The sequence below is a fragment of the Thalassospira profundimaris genome, assembly GCF_003326755.1.
Taxonomy (GTDB): domain Bacteria; phylum Pseudomonadota; class Alphaproteobacteria; order Rhodospirillales; family Thalassospiraceae; genus Thalassospira; species Thalassospira profundimaris_B.
In genome coordinates, this window is the sequence record NZ_JPWH01000009.1 from 40,545 (window position 1) to 55,924 (window position 15,380).

The following is a 15,380-nucleotide window of genomic DNA, read 5'->3' on the forward strand; positions in this document are numbered from 1 at the left end:
ATGCCGGATATAAAACCGGTGTGATTTTGTATCCGGCAGTCAAATTTTCATTTTTGTTCTCCGGTGTCAGTCCGTGTGCCGTGCCCGGGAAACATCTTCCCATTTGCAATCGCCGAGATAGCGGTGGTCAAGTTTGCCTTCGTTATTGAAGGCAAGAAGATGCAGCCAGCCATTGTCAAACAGGGCGCGGACAGCGGGATGTTTTTGCAGCACTGTGTTGATGGCATCCGTCGGGGCATCAATACACACTGTTAACCTTGCGGGGTCATGAACAAATGTGTTGCCGTCATGCACGGACTGGATGGGCAGGCCGGTTCTGAGATGCCCGCCATTGCCCTCGTAAACGCCAATGCCGCCAACCACGTTGTGCAACAGCTTGTTGCCCGCGCCATAAAGCTCCGGGGCGACCGTTGAGGCATAATATTGCAGGCTGATCCAGCTTGCCACGACAACCGGGGCGGTCAGGATCAATTCCAGAACGGCAAAGTCATTTTGGGCATCGGCCCTGAAATCATAATCATGCAGGAAGCTTTCGCCCTTGAGGTTGGCCCCGGCACTGGTGGAGCGGGGGGCGGCGATGAAATATTTGCACCCTGCCAGCCCCCATTCCGGCCGTGTTTCCGACCAGTTGGTGGCACGGGCCATGATGGCCTGGGCATTATCGGCCCCGGGCAACCGTGCGGCCCGTTCGCTGCGGGCAAGGGAACCGGCCTGGGCGAGGAAATCGCGCAGTTTTGCCAGGGCGGCATTGTCTGTGGGCCGGTCAATGTCCTTGTCAAACAGGGTCATGGCATCGGTTGTCGTATCATGCAGACCGGCAATAAAAACGGTATCGTCCGGAATGGAGATACCCCGTTTTTCAAGCCCGTCGCGCACCCCCTGGTCATTGAGCAAATCGGCGAGCAACCGGGCATTCACATCGCCCGTATGGCCGCCACAGGCCCCGCAATGCAAGGCACTTTTGTGCGGGTTGTTGGTCACATTTGCGCCGTGCCCGGCCAGCAGCACAATCCGGGCAAAGTTTGCGGTAAAGGACATTGCCCGAAGGACTTTTTCGGCAATATCGCATTTGCTGTTTTCATCGAGCGACGTTTTAAAGGCCGGTTTCGGGGCGGCGGCAGAAGCCTTTTTACCACTGCCAAAGCCAAGCGTCTGTTTTGCCAGTTTCCACAAATAAGCCGGGCCGATGGCATCGACATAGGCAAAGGAGGTCAGGGCGGCTGTTTTGAACTGATGCCGGGGACGGATGGTTTTGTTGGTCAGTTCATTCATCATGGCATCGGATTTTGCTGCGATACCTGTCGCTGCCTCAAGACCCGGGGCCAATAAAACCGGCAGGCGGTGTTCGCACAGGGCGGATTGCGCCCCCTGATGGGAAACGGGCAGGCCAAAGAAACCGGCAAAGCCCAGGGTTTGAATATCCGGCGAGAGGGATTCAAAGGCGCGCCGGAAGACTTCGGAACGCACATCAATGCAAAATGCCGCCTGAATGAAGGGCGCTTGTTGCGCCGGTTTGGCGGGGGCATCTGTTGCGATATGTTCCGCCAGACTGTGCTGAAGGCTGTTTTCATAGGCGGTTTGCGCAATTTCCCGCACGATATTGGCTGTCGCTGGCGTGATGGGTTGCGTAAGGGCGTCCAGGGTTTCCGGCCAGGCGGTGTGAAGGCGGGTCTCAAACGCCAGATATAGCGCCAGGTCCCAGCTTAACCGCATGGCAAGCAGATCCATGATCGTGTCGTCGGAACGTCCGTCAAGCTCTGCCGTCCAGCGCAGATACCGCGCATGTTGTGCCCAGCCATTGATCGATAACAGCGCCTGGTGGAACTGGTTTGCCAGCCCCGCGTGCGATGGATTAAGGATGCCTGTGATTTTTTCGATCGCGGTCCGCCCGTCTTCTGGAAGGTCGCCAATGACAGAACAAAAGTCCGCCAGACCCAGAATTTCGGCGGTTTTATCATTGCTGGCCCAGGCCTGCCATGATTTCCAAGCAGATTGTGTGGTGAACGCGCCTTTCCATAACGCACCCCCCTGATCAAAATGGCAGGCGGCCCAGCGACCAATGCAATCATTGATGATGGTCGGCCAGGCTGTCCGGGTTGCCAGAGCAACACTTTCGGCCAGGGTTTTGATTTTGGCCGGTGCGGTCGTGATGTGGGCAAGGCTGTCGATGAGGTCGGCGACAGATGCCGGTTTGTCCGGATAGGGCGCTGCCTTCAGGGCCTGTTGCAGGGCCGCTGTTGTGATCTCGCCGGTGCTGATTTTGGTTTGATACCAATTGGCTGGCATCAGAATGTCGGTCCCTGCAAGCCGTTGATGCAGGGTAGCAACCTGTGCCAGCCGCATATCGGCCTGCCCGACAAACGGATTGACGGCCACCGTATTTTCCAGGGGCCAGGCCGGGGCGATTTGCGCGGTGGCATGATCAATGGCGTCCTGGATAGCGACCGGCATGTTTTTGTCCGAGGCGAAGGTTTGGGGATTAACGGTTATATTCATGCTTTTTCTCCGCTCTGCGGTGCGCGGCTGCCCTGGCTGCGCCAGGTGCCGGCAATCCGGTCGATATAGGCGTTAATGTAAAAGCCGTTGCTGATATGGATATAAAGGCGGGCTGACCTGCCCGCCCGATGCCGGGCCGCGAGCAGCCCGGTTTGCATCAAACCAAGCAGGGCAAAGCTGATGATCACCGTGATGCTTAGTGCCCAGATGGCGGCAGAGCTGCCTTGCCAGACCGGGAAGAACGCCGCCGTGCCGTAGGTTGCCGCCGTGTGAAAGCCGAAATAGGCGACGCACACGCCAATCGCCCCAAGAACAGCGACCCCAAATTTGCGCGAAATGCCGTTTTCACCCAGCACCGAAAGCGCAAATTGCGAGATGGCAAAGACAACCACCACACTTAGCGCGATGACAGCCGGATCATGGGCCGCGCCAAAAATCACACTGGCAAGAATGCAGATCAGCAGGCTTAGGGCAAATGCGGTGGCAAGCTGAAGCGAACTGGCGGTTCGTTGCGGCCCGCACTGGCGGATTTTATGCAGCTTTTCGATCATGCTGCCCGACGAGAGAAAGGCATTGGCCTTGTAAAGCGAATGCGCAACGATATGCAGCAGCGCCAGGGCGAACAGGCCCAGCCCGCATTGCAGGATCATGAAACCCATTTGCGAAATGGTGGACCATGCCAGCCGGGTTTTGACGGCAGGCTGCGTGATCATGACGATGCTGCCAAAGATGGCGGTGAATAAACCCAGCAGGGCGATTAACACCATCATGGATGGTGCCATCACCACCACGTCTGAGAGGCGGATCAAAAGGAAGCCGCCTGCATTGACAATACCGGCATGAAGCAGGGCCGATACCGGGGTTGGGGTTTCCATCACCTCAATAATCCAGCCGTGGGTGGGGAATTGTGCCGATTTCATCATGGCCGCGATGGCAAGCAGCCCGACGATCCAGCCTGCCGTTCCATTCAGCGCAAGGGTGTGGGCGTTTGCAGCGATGGTTGAAATATCAAGGCTGCCAAAATGCTGATAGATCAGCCAGAACGCGCCCAGAAGGGCGGCATCCCCCAACCGGGCAATGACAAATTTTTTGCGCTGCGCCCGTTTTGCGGCGGGCCGGTTGCCATAAAACAGCAGCAACCGGTGCAGCATCAGGCTGGTAAATATCCAGAAAAAGGCGAACTGGGCCAAATTGGCGGACTGAACCAGTGCTGACACACTGGCAAGGGTCAGCCCGAGATAGCCGATAAAGGTGCCCTGGCGGCCTTCGCGGCGCAAATAGGACAGGGCGTAGGTTACAATCACCCAGGCCAGGAACGCGACCAGGCACAACATGGTGATGCTGACGGGGTCGATCAGACCGTGAAACGCCAATACGCCGTAGATCGGCAAGGTAAAATGAGTTTGTCCGTTCACACCCAGAAAAAGGGCGCTGCATGCTGCAAATACCAGCGCAGCCACAGCCAGGCATTTAACAAGCTGTTCGGCGCGCTTTGTCAGATGATGACCGCCAGCGAAGCCGATCAACCCTGCAAGTGCCAGGCTGATGACGGTTAAAAATGGCAGGAATGATAGTGCAATCACGGAATAAACCCTCTCTGCTCGAATTGCGCAGACAATAGGGGCATATGCGTGATAAATAAAAATATATAGTTATTATGTTTTTGTTCTGTTTAAGTGAACGATATGGCCGAGTTCAACTATCATCATCTGCGGTATTTCCATGTTGTGGCCCATGAAGGGCATTTGACGCGTGCGGCCGAAAAGTTGCATGTGTCGCAGTCGGCATTATCAAGCCAGATCAAACAATTGGAAGAAAGGCTGGGTCAGCAGTTATTCGAGCGGCGGGGCCGGTCCCTTGTTTTGACAGAGGCCGGCCGGATTGCGCTGGACCATGCGGACGCGATTTTCGCCACCGGGCGGGAACTGGTTAACACGCTTAAACAGGCCGGGGTGGCGCGCCGCCCCTTGCGCATCGGGGCCATTGCAACATTGTCGCGTAACTTTCAGTTATCATTTTTGCGGCCTGTTTTGGGCAATACGGATATTGAACTGGTCCTTCGGTCAGGCAGTTCGGCGGAATTGTTGAGTGCGTTAAAGGCATTGCAGCTTGACGTGGTTCTGACCAATCAGCCCCCCGATGCCGATGCCCTATCGGGTTTTGTGGTGAAAACCGTTGATACCCAGCCTGTCGGGTTGATCGGGGTGCCCGAACTGTGTGCCGAGGGGGATGACCTTCAGCAGTTGCTCAAAGAAGCTCCGCTGATTTTGCCATCTTTTTCCAGCGGGATGCGCATGGGGTTTGATGCGCTATGCGACCGCCTGGGAATTGCACCACAAATTGCCGCCGAGGTGGATGATATGGCGATGATGCGTCTTTTGGCGCGCGAAGGGGCGGGTGTCGCCGTTATTCCGCCAATTGTTGTCAAAGACGAGATTGAAAAAGGCGACCTGGTCGAGGCACGGGTGCTGCCCGAAATTGTCGAGATATTCTATGCCGTTACAATGCGTCGCCGTTTTCCCAATTCGGCGATGACTCAGTTGTTTGCATCTGATATTCTGTGAATCTGTCGTCAACTGCCAGTCCTTGTTGGTGGATGTACCGTGCCTGCGGATTGGGGGTGTCGTAGCAGCGGATTTTGCCGTTAAAAAAAGTTCAACGACATCAAAACGGCCGATTATTCAGGCTTCTTGGCGCGCAGCACGGTTTTGGGTCCGTTTACCGACAGAATATCATATCCTATAAAACCGATATCATGCCGCCATCGGCATAGATGATCTGGCCATTCACATAATTTGACGCATCGGAACACAGGTAAATGGCGGTGCCGATCAGTTCTTCCGGTTTGCCCCAGCGGCGTGCCGGGGTGCGGCCCTTGACCCAGGCGTCAAATTTTGGGTCCGATGTCAGGGCTTCGTTCATATCGGTCAGCATGTATCCCGGGCCAATGGCATTGGCCTGAAGGCCCTGTTCGGCCCATTCGGCAGCCATTGCCTTGGTCAGCATTTTTATGCCGCCCTTGGCAACGGTATAGGGTGCAACGGTGGCGCGGGCCAGTTCGCTGGTCAGGGAACCGATATTGACGATTTTGCCGTGGCCGCGTTTGACCATGCGTTTGGCGGCTTCACGGCCAATCATGAAGGCCGATGTCAGGTTGGTATCGATCACCCGTTGCCAGTCGGCGGTATCAAGCTCCAGCATTGGTTTGCGAAACTGGATACCGGCATTGTTGATCAGGATGTCAATTTCGGTCCCGGTCTGGTCAAATTCGTGAAAGGCGCTTTTGATCGCTGCCTCGTCGGTGACATCAAACAGGGATGTTTTTACCTTCATTCTGGTCGCCGACATTTCATTCTGTGCGGTTTCAAGGCGTTGTGCATTGGTGCCGTTTAAAATGACGGATGCACCGGCAGCGGCCAGTCCTTCGGCAAAGGCGCGACCAAGACCACGGGACGACCCGGTAATCAGGGCTGTTTTTCCCGTCAGCGAGAACAGTTCCAGCGACATGGTTCCTCCTTTGGAGATGGTTTTCAGTCTTTGGGTTTGCAAAAGGTTTGCTGATATATGCAGCGTAACCGTCGTTATAGCAGATTTTGGGGCAGTTTCCCGGATCAGGTGCAGCGCATAGTCTGAAAGACCGCCAAACGTTGCATTTTCGCTCGATTGTTTCGTGAAAAAAGATTTTGGCGCAGTGACTTGACTTTCCTGTCGCACCAAATGTATGAACTTTTCACAAAATTTCATACATTTGGTGCGGGATTAATGTGGAATCGTATCGCAAGACGGATCGGTTTTTTGTGTTTGGTGCTTGTCGTCGTGATGATGGGCGCGCAGCCGGGTGTTGCCGGTCCGGTCCTTAATTTTTCCTGGCCGGTGAATGTGGGGCCGCTGAACCCGCATCTTTATGCACCCAATCAGATGTTCGCCCAAAACATGGTCTATGAACCGCTGGTGAAATATCGGGCTGATGGCACGGTGGGGCCGTGGCTGGCGGAAAGCTGGCAGGTATCGAACGATGGCCGGGTCTATCATTTTCGGTTGCGCCAGGATGTCACATTTTCCAATGGCGAAGCGTTTGATGCGGCAGCCGTGGTTGCCAATTTTAACGCTGTGCTGGCCAATCGCCCGCGCCATGCGTGGCTGGAACTGGCCAACCAGATTGTCGATGTTACAGCCGACGAACCATATGACGTTACCCTGACGTTAAAGGACCCTTATTACCCGGTTTTGCAGGAACTGGCCCTGCCGCGTCCGTTTCGTTTTATTGCCCCGTCGCAATTTATTGATGGTGGCACGATGAACGGTATCAAGCGACCAATTGGTACCGGGCCGTGGATATTGCGCGAAACCCGCCTGGGCGAGGAGGATGTTTTTGTTCGCAACGATCATTATTGGGGACCAAAGCCGTTTTACCAGCAAATTACGGTCAAGGTTATTCCCGATCCGAACAGCCGGGCCGTGGCCTTTGAAACGGGTCAGATTGACCTGATTTACGGCACCGATGGCCCGATTTCACCCGATAGCTATGAACGGTTTCGCACGTCAGGCCGTTATCTTGCCGCATTATCCGCCCCGTTTGAAAGTCAGATGCTGGCATTAAATACCCATCGCGGTCCGACGCGCGATCTGGCGGTGCGTCTTGCCATCAATCATGCGGTGAACAAGGATTTGATCATCGACAAGGTCCTGTATGGTACCCAGAAACGGGCCGATACCCTGTTTGCCCCGAATGTGCCTTATGCCGATATTGGGTTGAAACCGTATGAATTTGACCCCGATCAGGCATCCACCTTGCTTGATCAGGATGGTTGGCTTCTGCCTGAAGGCGGGAAAATCCGGATCAAGGACGGCAAGCCGCTTCAGATTGATCTTTCTTTTGTCGGTACCGATGCGGTTGCCAAATCCATTGCCGAAATTGTGCAGGCGGATTTGCGCAAAATCGGCATTGATGTGGCCTTGATGGGCGAGGAAGAAAGCAGCATCTATGCCCGCCAGCGCGATGGCCGGTTTGGCATGATCTTTAACCGCACATGGGGCGCGCCCTATGACCCGCATGCCTTTGTCAGTTCGATGCGCGTGCCATCCCATGCCGATTATCAGGCACAGCTTGGCCTGCCCGACAAGGCAAAGATTGATGCCGAAATTTCGCAAGCCCTGATTGAAACCGACGCGGAAAAACGCCGCGCCCTTTATCGCGATATTTTAACGCGCCTGCATGACGAGGCGGTTTATCTGCCGCTGACCTATGTCACGGCGGTGGCGGTTGCCAAACCGGAACTGGGCCACATCCCGTTTGGCGCAATGGCCAGCGAAATTCCCTTTGAAAAACTGGGGCTCGCCGCGCCATGAAATTGCTTCGTTTTACCCTCAAGCGGCTTTTGTTCTTAATCCCGATGCTGTTTGTGGCCTCGATTGCGATCTTTTTGATGTTGCGTTTGGGGCCAAGTGACCCGGCGATGGATTATTTACGGTTATCGCGCGTGCCGCCAACGCCCCAGGCGCTGGAAAATGCGCGGCAGATGCTGGGCCTGGATTTGCCAATTACGGTTCAGTATTTTACCTGGCTGGGTAATGCCCTGCATTTTGATTTCGGCGTGTCTTATGCGCTGCAACGCCCGGTTTTGCCCGATATTTTGCACTATCTGCCCGCAACCCTGCAACTTGCCGGTGTCGCGCTGCTGTTAACGCTGGCTGTGTCGATCCCGCTGGGGATATGGGCGGCACGCCATCGCGATGGTTTGCCCGACCAGTTTGTGCGGCTGGTGGCGTTTTTGGGGGTGTCGATGCCAAATTTCTGGCTCGGCTTCCTGCTGGTGTGGCTGCTTTCCATCGAGTTGGGCTGGTTGCCGCCAATGGGGCGCGGAAGTGCAAGCCAGATGATTATGCCAGCCCTTGCCATTGCCTTTATGTCCCTGTCCATCAATGCCCGGCTGTTACGGGCCAGCATGCTTGAAGTATCCGGGCAGCGGCATGTTTATTATGCCCGGTTGCGCGGGTTGGGGGCGGGCAAAGTTGAACGGTCGCACATATTGCGCAACGCCCTTTTGCCCATTGTGACGGCAACCGGCATGCATATAGGCGAATTGATTGGCGGCACCCTGGTGATCGAAAGCATTTTTGGCTGGCCGGGTGTGGGCCGCTATGCCGTTTCGGCGATTTTCAATCGTGATTATCCGGTGATCCAGTGCTTTACCCTGATGATGGTGCTGGTGTTCGTTTTGTGCAATTTGATTGTTGATATTGTGTATGCGTGGCTTGATCCGCGGATCCGCCTGGGGGTGGAGGAAAAGGCATGATCAGCATCGCACAACAACGTAACCGCCCGCTGGCGGCAACCTTTGCCTTTTTGGGGAATGCAAGCTGGCTGGTCAAGGTTTCGGCTTTTCTGGTGATGGCCCTGGCGGTTTTGGCGGTATTTGGCCCCTGGATCATGCCGTTTGATCCCGGCGAGGTCGATTTGACCAATCGTTTGCTTGCCCCTGGTGCAGCCCACTGGCTGGGTACGGATCATCTGGGGCGCGATATTTTATCACGCCTGATTGCGGGCACGCGGGTGTCGCTGGGTGCGGTGGCCATCTCGCTTGTCGCGATCATGACCGTGGGCATTCTGGTGGGCGGGACTGCGGGTTTTCTGGGCGGGCGTGCGGATCAGTTGATCATGCGTGTGACCGACATTTTCATGACCTTTCCTACCCTGGTGTTGTCCCTGTTCATGATTGGCATGCTGGGCACCGGGCTTGTCAATGTGATTGTCGCAATCGCCCTGTCGCACTGGGCCTGGTATGCGCGCATCGTGCGCAGTATCGTCATGTCGTTGCGCCATCGCGACTATATTTTGGCCTCCCGGCTGGCCGGTGCGGGGCGGGTGCACATTTTCACCGAACATCTCTTGCCCGCAACCCTGTCGCAGTTGCTGGTGCTGGCAACGCTGGATATCGGGCATATCATGCTGCATGTCGCCGGGTTGTCGTTTCTGGGGCTGGGCGTGATGCCCCCGACACCGGAATGGGGGGTGATGATCAACGATGCACGCCAATTCATCTGGACCCAACCGCTGCTGATGCTTTGGCCCGGCCTGGCCCTGTTTCTAAGCGTCATGGCCTTTAACGTGATGGGTGATGCGGTGCGGGACCGGCTTGATCCCCACCTGAGTGCGGAGCATGTTCATTGATGGCACCTTCAACCCTGTCGATTGCCAATTTGACGGTCACAACACAAAAGAATGGCGAAATCCGCAAGCTGGTTGACGGTTTGTCGCTGGATATTGCATCGGGCCGGGTTTTGGCGCTGGTGGGGGCGAGCGGGTCGGGAAAATCGCTAAGCTGTGCGGCATGTCTGGATGTTTTGCCCGCCGGGGTGATGCGGCAGTCAGGGCAGGTCACGCTGGATGGTGCAGGCGTTGATTTTGCCACCCTGCGCGGCAGGATTGTCAGTTCGATCATGCAAAATCCGCGCAGCGCCTTTAACCCGGTCATGACGATGAAGGCCCATGCGCGCGAAACCCTAAAGGCGCTTGGCCTGCCTCGGGATGCCGGGAATGCGCGCCTTATTGCCGCCTTTGAGGATGTGGGGCTGGAGGAGCCCGAACATATCCTTGACCTGCATCCGTTCGAGATGAGCGGCGGCATGTTGCAACGGGTGATGATCGCGTTGGCGCTTTTGGGGGATCCGCCCTTTCTGTTTGCCGATGAACCGACCACCGACTTGGACCTTGTGGTGCAAAAACACATCCTGGATTTGCTGGAAGGGGTGGTGATGCGTCGCGGAATGGGCATTTTGCTTGTCACCCACGATATGGGCGTGGTTGCGCGGCTGGCCGATGATGTCGCGGTGATGGATGCCGGAAAAATCGTTGAACAGGCGCCGGTTCATCAGGTGTTTGAACGGCCTTCCCATCAGATCACGCGCAATCTGGTTGCGGCACATTTGTCACTTTACGGGCAGGAGGTTTCGTGATGTCGCTCTTATCGGCCCATGATATTACACATGGCTATCGTCGTTCTTCATTGCTGGGGCCATCGCGCTATCAGGCGGTGTTAAAGGATGTGTCGATGGATATTAACCAGGGCGAAACCCTTGCTCTTCTGGGGCGTAGCGGATGTGGCAAAAGCACGCTGGCCCGCCTGTTGATTGGTCTGGAAACCCCAACCCGTGGCGTGGTCCGGTTTAAAGGACAATCCCTGAACCGCCTGTCATCTGCCGACCGTCGTGCGATGCGCTGTGCCGTGCAAATGGTGTTTCAGGATTCCATTTCAGCCGTAAACCCGCGAAAAACAGTGGGCGACATTATTGCCGAACCGTTGCGCCATTTAACCGATATGACGGCGGAACAGCAAAACAGGCGGGTTGCAGCGTTACTGGAATCGGTTGAATTATCCGCCGGGGATGCACAAAAGCATCCTGTCGCGATGAGCGGCGGACAGCTCCAGCGTGTTTGTATTGCCCGCGCGCTGGCCCCGAACCCGTCACTCGTCATTCTGGACGAGGCGGTATCGAACCTTGATTTGCTATTGCAGATACAAACCCTGGATCTGCTGCGCGGGCTTCAGGAAAAATCCGGCCTGTCATTTCTGTTTATTACCCATGATTTGCGCCTTGTGGAACGGTTTTGTTCGCGCGTTTTGGTCATGGATGGCGGCAGAATTGTCGAGGAAACAAGGGTTCACGGGCAGGTTCATTTGGTGCATCCGGCTGGCAAACTGTTGCAGGACGCCATTCTTCCGGCCTGGCCCAAAGGCTGTGTAAATCCGGATCATGTTGGCAAAACCGACAGGCAGCCAATGGTTGCCAACTTCTGATTCTGGCAAGAAGCGGTTTTAGGGAGGTTCAAACAGCCCCTGTACCTGTTTGACCCTTACAGGTCACACCCCAGAATTTCGCGTTCAATATAATCCGCACCTTCTTCGCCCTTCAGGCTGCGTCGCCACAGGCGGTTGGTCATTTCGGTATAAAGCTCGATCGCTTCGGGCGCAGCACTTACGGTGGCGACACCCAGGCGGATATTGGCAAATGTGCCCAACCGGAACGGGCTGACAACGACACGGGTTTCCGTGCCCTGTTTAAAAAGCTGGAAGGTGGCACCGGGCATGGAATCAACAATCACACCCACCTGGGTACCAATGGGCTGGTCGCGTAACAGGCGGGCGATGTTTTTGATTTCGTTGCGCGCAATGTCGCGGCGAAATTCCAGATCGGCCCGGCTGGGCGCAAATGTGCCGACAAAGCCGGTGCGCAGAAATTGCGACAGTTCGGCCGCACAGACCAGGCTAACGGTATTGGGGGTGCGTTCGCGAAACGATTTCTTGCGCTGTTTCAGGATTTTCATCAGCGCATCGACATCGCGCAGTGCTGTTGTCCGGTCTGATGCGTCTTCAGGGATGCTTTCGGTCAGAACGGTGGGTAAGATTTCGTCAAACCGGTCGGTGGTCAAAAGATAGGAAACCGGGTCAAACAACATGCTGATCTGATCCGCATTTTCTTCAAGCTGACGCATCCGTTCAAAAAAGCTGACGGCAGACCCGATATATTCCACGCCGACACCCAGAAGATTGGGCAGGGTGACATTCAGCCCGTCGGCAATTTTGCCAAGAGTATCAAGTTTGGGGGGATGGCCGCCCTCATAGCGATAAATGGCAGCACGCGAAACGCCGATCCGTTCGGCCAGTTCCTCGGGCGACATGCCTTTGCCCATGCGAAACGCCTTGATCCGCTGGCCGATATCTTCTCCCGCGATTTCTGCACTCATGTCACTGTGTCGCATGTTGTTTTGGCAAATCAGAATATCTGACTATAGCGCAAAATTTCAAAAAATCTCAATTATTAAGATTTTTTTTCATAAATCTCTTTTTTGAGAAAATTATTGACTTGTGTGATGAAGCTGGGAAGATGGCCTTTCATTTTTCGATTTGTCGAAACCTGTCAGGGGGCATCAACTAATGACGTTTTCAACACCGGCGAAAATATTCGCTGCCGCGCTGTGCATTTCGGGTATGACTGCGTTTTCCGCGCAGGCTGCCGAATTTGTTGCAAAGATCGGCCATCTGGAATCAGCGCAGCAAAGCCGGAACATCTATTTGGAAAAAGTTGCCAAGCTGGTGAATGAACGCACCGACGGCAATGTTGAATTTGAAATTTATCCGCAAGGCCAGCTTGGCAATCAGCGCCAGATGACCGAAGGCACCCAGCTTGGTGTGCTTGAGGCGACGGTTTCCCCGGCGGCTTTCCTGGGCGGGTTTAACCCGGCGGTGTCGGTTCTTGATATTCCCTATCTGATGCCGCAGGATTTCAAGCAGGCGCAGGCGATTCGTGATAGCGCCTTTGGCAAGGAATTGCTGGCGTCGTTTTCGTCAAAAGGTGTGGTTGCCATTGGCCTGTGGCCGAACGGCTTTAAGCAGTTCACCTCGAACAAGCCGATTGAAGACTGGAAAGAATTTGCCGGTCAGAAATTCCGCGTGATGGATTCCAACATCCTGATCGAACAGTTCAAGGCAATGGGTGCCTCCGCGATTGCTCTGCCGTTTGGTGAACTTTACACCTCACTTCAGATGGGCGTTGTCGATGGGGAGGAAAACCCGCTCGATACCATCGAACGCATGAAATATTACGAAGTTCAGAAGAACCTTGTTGTGTCCGATCACGGCGCAATGGAAGACGTGATCCTGTTTAACGAGGCATTCTGGAATTCCCTGCCGGAAAATTACCGCAAGGTGATTGTCGATACCTTCCATGAAGTGATCCCCGACCTGGTCAAGGACAAGGCTGACAAGGTTGCCGCCGCCCTGGAAGTGGTTAAACAGAATGGCATGAATGTGCGTGTTGCCACCCCGGAAGAACGCAAAGCCCTGCGTGAGGAAGTTTATCCGGCGACCAAGGCCGCCTATATCGAGCGTGCCGGTGACGAAGGCAAAAAGCTGATCGGCCTGTATGAAAAGGCCTATGCCGACGTGGTTGGTAACTAATCATCGAATGGCGGCATGGTGCGGTTTTTCGCACTGTGCCGCCATTTTTGTTTTTAAATTTTCCAATCATCGGCACCAGCGATAAATATAAACGATGCCGGGGAGACTGCACATGGCGACGCTTTTAAAGGTTCTTAGAACCACCGAGCGTGTTTTTCTTGTTACCATCTTTTTGATGATGGTCGGGCTTTTTACCCTGGGCGTTGTGGTGCGCGAGGTTGCGCCGCAATATTCCAGTGATTTTTCCTGGATCGAGGAAGCCGTTCAGACGCTTAATCTGTTTCTGGTTTTCTGTGCGCTGGGGTTGGCCCTGGAACGCAAGCGCCATGTGGGTGTGACCACCTTTAGGGATTCCATGCCCCTGCCGGTCCGCCGATTCGTTTTTGGCCTGATCGATATTAGCGGTGTGTTGTTTTCAATTTACACCACCCGTCTTGGCATCGAGATGGTGCAGTTTGTGTTTGCCTCCGGCCAGCGTAGCCCGACCCTTAATATTGCAATGGGCTGGATCTATCTTGCGCCGACCATCGGTTTTGTTCTTTTGGGGCTGCGTTATGCCCTGAGCCTGTTTGGCGTGATTGACCGGTTCACCCCCGATACTGCCAATACCCCCACAACATCCGAAAAAGGAGCCGCATGATGCTGTTGGCCGCAATTATTGCAGCGACTGTCGTGATAATGGCATTGGGCTTCGAGATGTTGCTGGTTCTCGGCATTCCGACCCTTGCTATCAAGGAAGTTTTTTACGGACGGCTTCCCGATGTGGTGTTTGTTCAAAAACTTTTGGGCGGCATTAACCATTCCACCCTGCTTGCCATTCCGTTTTTCCTGTTTGCCGCCCAATTGATGGCATCGGGCCAGATCACCCGTCGCCTGATGGGGCTGGTCAGTGCGATGCTGGGCCATACGCGCGGCGGGATCGGTCATACCGTTATTGGTGGCTCGATGGCATTTGGCTCGGTTTCCGGTTCGGCCCCGGCCACGGTGGCCGCCCTGGGTGGTATGGTTTACCCGGAATTGCGCAAAAGCGGTTATTCGGAAAAATTCAGCCTGGGCCTGATTGTTTCCAGTGCCGAAACCGCCCTGCTTATTCCGCCCTCGATTACCTTCATTGTCTATGGCTGGATGACGGGCACGTCGGTGGCACAGCTATTTGCCGGTGGCCTTGCCATTGGTGTGGTGCTGGCGCTGATTTTTGCTGCCCTGGTGATGGTCCATGCCGCCCGGCAAAATGTAACCGCCCGCCCGCGCGTGCCCTGGAAGCAGCGCCTTGATGCCCTTTTCGCCGCTGGCTGGGCGCTGGGCATGCCGGTGATTATTCTCGGCGGTATTTATTCGGGCACCTTTACCCCGACCGAAGCCGCCGCCGTAAGTGTGGTTTACGCCATTTTTGTCGAGGGGGTGGTTTATCGTGAACTTGGTTTTCGCAAGCTGGTCGACATTTGCGAAGCCAGCGCCATTTCCACAGCGGTGATTTTTATCCTGCTGGCTTTTGGCGGTGTGCTGTCGTTTTTTGTGACTCTGGCCCATGTGCCGACGGCCATTTCGTCCTTTTTGGCCGCGATTGATGCCGGACCGATCCTGTTTTTGCTGATCCTCAATGTCTGCTTTTTGATTGCCGGCATGTTCATTGACCCCAATTCGGCCCTGTTGATTTTGGTGCCGCCGCTGTTTCCCGTGGCGACCAGTCTGGGCATTGATCCGGTTCATTTGGGTATGATTGTCACGCTCAATATCAGCCTGGGCATGATCACGCCGCCCTTTGGGCTGGATCTGTTTGTGGCGTCATCGACGCTGGATAAACCCGTTACCAAGATCATTGCCGGGGTGTGGCCCTTTGTGGCGGCGAACCTGATTGCCTTGTTGATCGTTACCTATATTCCGCAGATTTCGCTGTTTATTCCCAACCTGTTATTTAGGTAAGGA

The 15,380-nt window shown here is 55.1% G+C and carries 13 protein-coding genes; 9 read left to right on the forward strand and 4 right to left on the reverse strand.

The window, feature by feature from the left end; all coding sequences use genetic code 11:
• Window positions 1-66 precede the first annotated feature (66 nt).
• Together TH25_RS11890 and TH25_RS11895 are read right to left on the reverse strand one after the other, a co-directional pair.
• A complete protein-coding gene (locus TH25_RS11890) occupies window positions 67-2,496 on the reverse strand; it encodes a YbcC family protein (protein WP_258549128.1) in 2,430 nt (809 codons plus the stop codon).
• Window positions 2,493-4,079, reverse strand: coding sequence for a proton-conducting transporter transmembrane domain-containing protein (locus TH25_RS11895; RefSeq protein ID WP_114088647.1), 1,587 nt, complete (start codon window positions 4,077-4,079; stop codon window positions 2,493-2,495). The genes TH25_RS11890 and TH25_RS11895 overlap by 4 nt, the downstream gene beginning before the upstream one ends.
• A gap of 102 nt (window positions 4,080-4,181) precedes the next feature.
• Here TH25_RS11895 and TH25_RS11900 point away from each other — a divergent pair, with 102 nt between their 5' ends.
• Entirely contained in the window at window positions 4,182-5,060 is an 879-nt protein-coding gene (locus TH25_RS11900; protein ID WP_114088648.1) for a LysR family transcriptional regulator, read from the forward strand.
• A gap of 175 nt (window positions 5,061-5,235) precedes the next feature.
• Here the strand turns inward: TH25_RS11900 and TH25_RS11905 are convergent, their stop codons facing one another.
• Window positions 5,236-6,003: an SDR family oxidoreductase gene (locus TH25_RS11905; protein WP_114088765.1), complete on the reverse strand. Its 768-nt coding sequence runs from the start codon at window positions 6,001-6,003 to the stop codon at window positions 5,236-5,238.
• Window positions 6,004-6,258: 255 nt separating this feature from the next.
• Here TH25_RS11905 and nikA point away from each other — a divergent pair, with 255 nt between their 5' ends.
• Genes nikA through nikE form a run of 5 tightly spaced genes read left to right on the forward strand, consistent with a single transcriptional unit; the run spans window position 6,259 to window position 11,294 of the window.
• Window positions 6,259-7,845: a nickel ABC transporter substrate-binding protein gene (gene nikA / locus TH25_RS11910; RefSeq protein ID WP_258549129.1), complete on the forward strand. Its 1,587-nt coding sequence runs from the start codon at window positions 6,259-6,261 to the stop codon at window positions 7,843-7,845.
• Complete coding sequence (nikB, locus tag TH25_RS11915) at window positions 7,842-8,792, forward strand: nickel ABC transporter permease subunit NikB (RefSeq protein WP_258549130.1); 951 nt, start codon at window positions 7,842-7,844, stop codon at window positions 8,790-8,792. The genes nikA and nikB overlap by 4 nt, the downstream gene beginning before the upstream one ends.
• Window positions 8,789-9,667, forward strand: a complete 879-nt coding sequence (gene nikC, locus TH25_RS11920) for a nickel ABC transporter permease subunit NikC (protein ID WP_114088649.1) — start codon at window positions 8,789-8,791, stop codon at window positions 9,665-9,667. Before nikB ends, nikC begins: the two co-directional genes overlap by 4 nt.
• Window positions 9,667-10,452 (forward strand): nickel import ATP-binding protein NikD, encoded by a 786-nt coding sequence (gene nikD, locus TH25_RS11925; RefSeq protein ID WP_114088650.1) that lies wholly within the window; start codon window positions 9,667-9,669, stop codon window positions 10,450-10,452. The genes nikC and nikD overlap by 1 nt, the downstream gene beginning before the upstream one ends.
• Window positions 10,449-11,294 carry a nickel import ATP-binding protein NikE gene (gene nikE / locus TH25_RS11930; protein WP_220151403.1) on the forward strand — a complete coding sequence of 282 codons (846 nt, stop codon included), beginning with the start codon at window positions 10,449-10,451 and terminating at the stop codon, window positions 11,292-11,294. The genes nikD and nikE overlap by 4 nt, the downstream gene beginning before the upstream one ends.
• 56 nt (window positions 11,295-11,350) lie before the next feature.
• Here the strand turns inward: nikE and TH25_RS11935 are convergent, their stop codons facing one another.
• On the reverse strand, window positions 11,351-12,241 hold the full coding sequence (locus TH25_RS11935; protein WP_114088652.1) for a helix-turn-helix domain-containing protein: 891 nt from the start codon (window positions 12,239-12,241) through the stop codon (window positions 11,351-11,353).
• A 190-nt stretch (window positions 12,242-12,431) separates the two neighbouring features.
• On the opposite strand from TH25_RS11935, the gene TH25_RS11940 reads away from it, so the two are divergent.
• The 3 genes from TH25_RS11940 to TH25_RS11950 all read left to right on the forward strand — a co-directional run bounded on the left by TH25_RS11940 (window position 12,432) and on the right by TH25_RS11950 (window position 15,377).
• On the forward strand, window positions 12,432-13,454 hold the full coding sequence (locus TH25_RS11940; RefSeq protein WP_114088653.1) for a TRAP transporter substrate-binding protein: 1,023 nt from the start codon (window positions 12,432-12,434) through the stop codon (window positions 13,452-13,454).
• Between the two features lie 112 nt (window positions 13,455-13,566).
• Window positions 13,567-14,094: a TRAP transporter small permease gene (locus TH25_RS11945; protein WP_114088654.1), complete on the forward strand. Its 528-nt coding sequence runs from the start codon at window positions 13,567-13,569 to the stop codon at window positions 14,092-14,094.
• Window positions 14,091-15,377 carry a TRAP transporter large permease gene (locus tag TH25_RS11950; protein WP_114088655.1) on the forward strand — a complete coding sequence of 429 codons (1,287 nt, stop codon included), beginning with the start codon at window positions 14,091-14,093 and terminating at the stop codon, window positions 15,375-15,377. The genes TH25_RS11945 and TH25_RS11950 overlap by 4 nt, the downstream gene beginning before the upstream one ends.
• Window positions 15,378-15,380 lie beyond the last annotated feature (3 nt).

Coding starts and splice junctions, on each gene's coding strand:
- TH25_RS11890 (WP_258549128.1), bottom strand. CDS start 2,496: ATGAATATAACCGTTAATCCCCAAACCTTCGCCTCGGACAAAAACATG.
- TH25_RS11900 (WP_114088648.1), top strand. CDS start 4,182: ATGGCCGAGTTCAACTATCATCATCTGCGGTATTTCCATGTTGTGGCC.
- TH25_RS11905 (WP_114088765.1), bottom strand. CDS start 6,003: ATGTCGCTGGAACTGTTCTCGCTGACGGGAAAAACAGCCCTGATTACC.
- nikA (WP_258549129.1), top strand. CDS start 6,259: ATGTGGAATCGTATCGCAAGACGGATCGGTTTTTTGTGTTTGGTGCTT.
- nikB (WP_258549130.1), top strand. CDS start 7,842: ATGAAATTGCTTCGTTTTACCCTCAAGCGGCTTTTGTTCTTAATCCCG.
- nikC (WP_114088649.1), top strand. CDS start 8,789: ATGATCAGCATCGCACAACAACGTAACCGCCCGCTGGCGGCAACCTTT.
- nikD (WP_114088650.1), top strand. CDS start 9,667: ATGGCACCTTCAACCCTGTCGATTGCCAATTTGACGGTCACAACACAA.
- TH25_RS11935 (WP_114088652.1), bottom strand. CDS start 12,241: ATGAGTGCAGAAATCGCGGGAGAAGATATCGGCCAGCGGATCAAGGCG.
- TH25_RS11940 (WP_114088653.1), top strand. CDS start 12,432: ATGACGTTTTCAACACCGGCGAAAATATTCGCTGCCGCGCTGTGCATT.
- TH25_RS11945 (WP_114088654.1), top strand. CDS start 13,567: ATGGCGACGCTTTTAAAGGTTCTTAGAACCACCGAGCGTGTTTTTCTT.
- TH25_RS11950 (WP_114088655.1), top strand. CDS start 14,091: ATGATGCTGTTGGCCGCAATTATTGCAGCGACTGTCGTGATAATGGCA.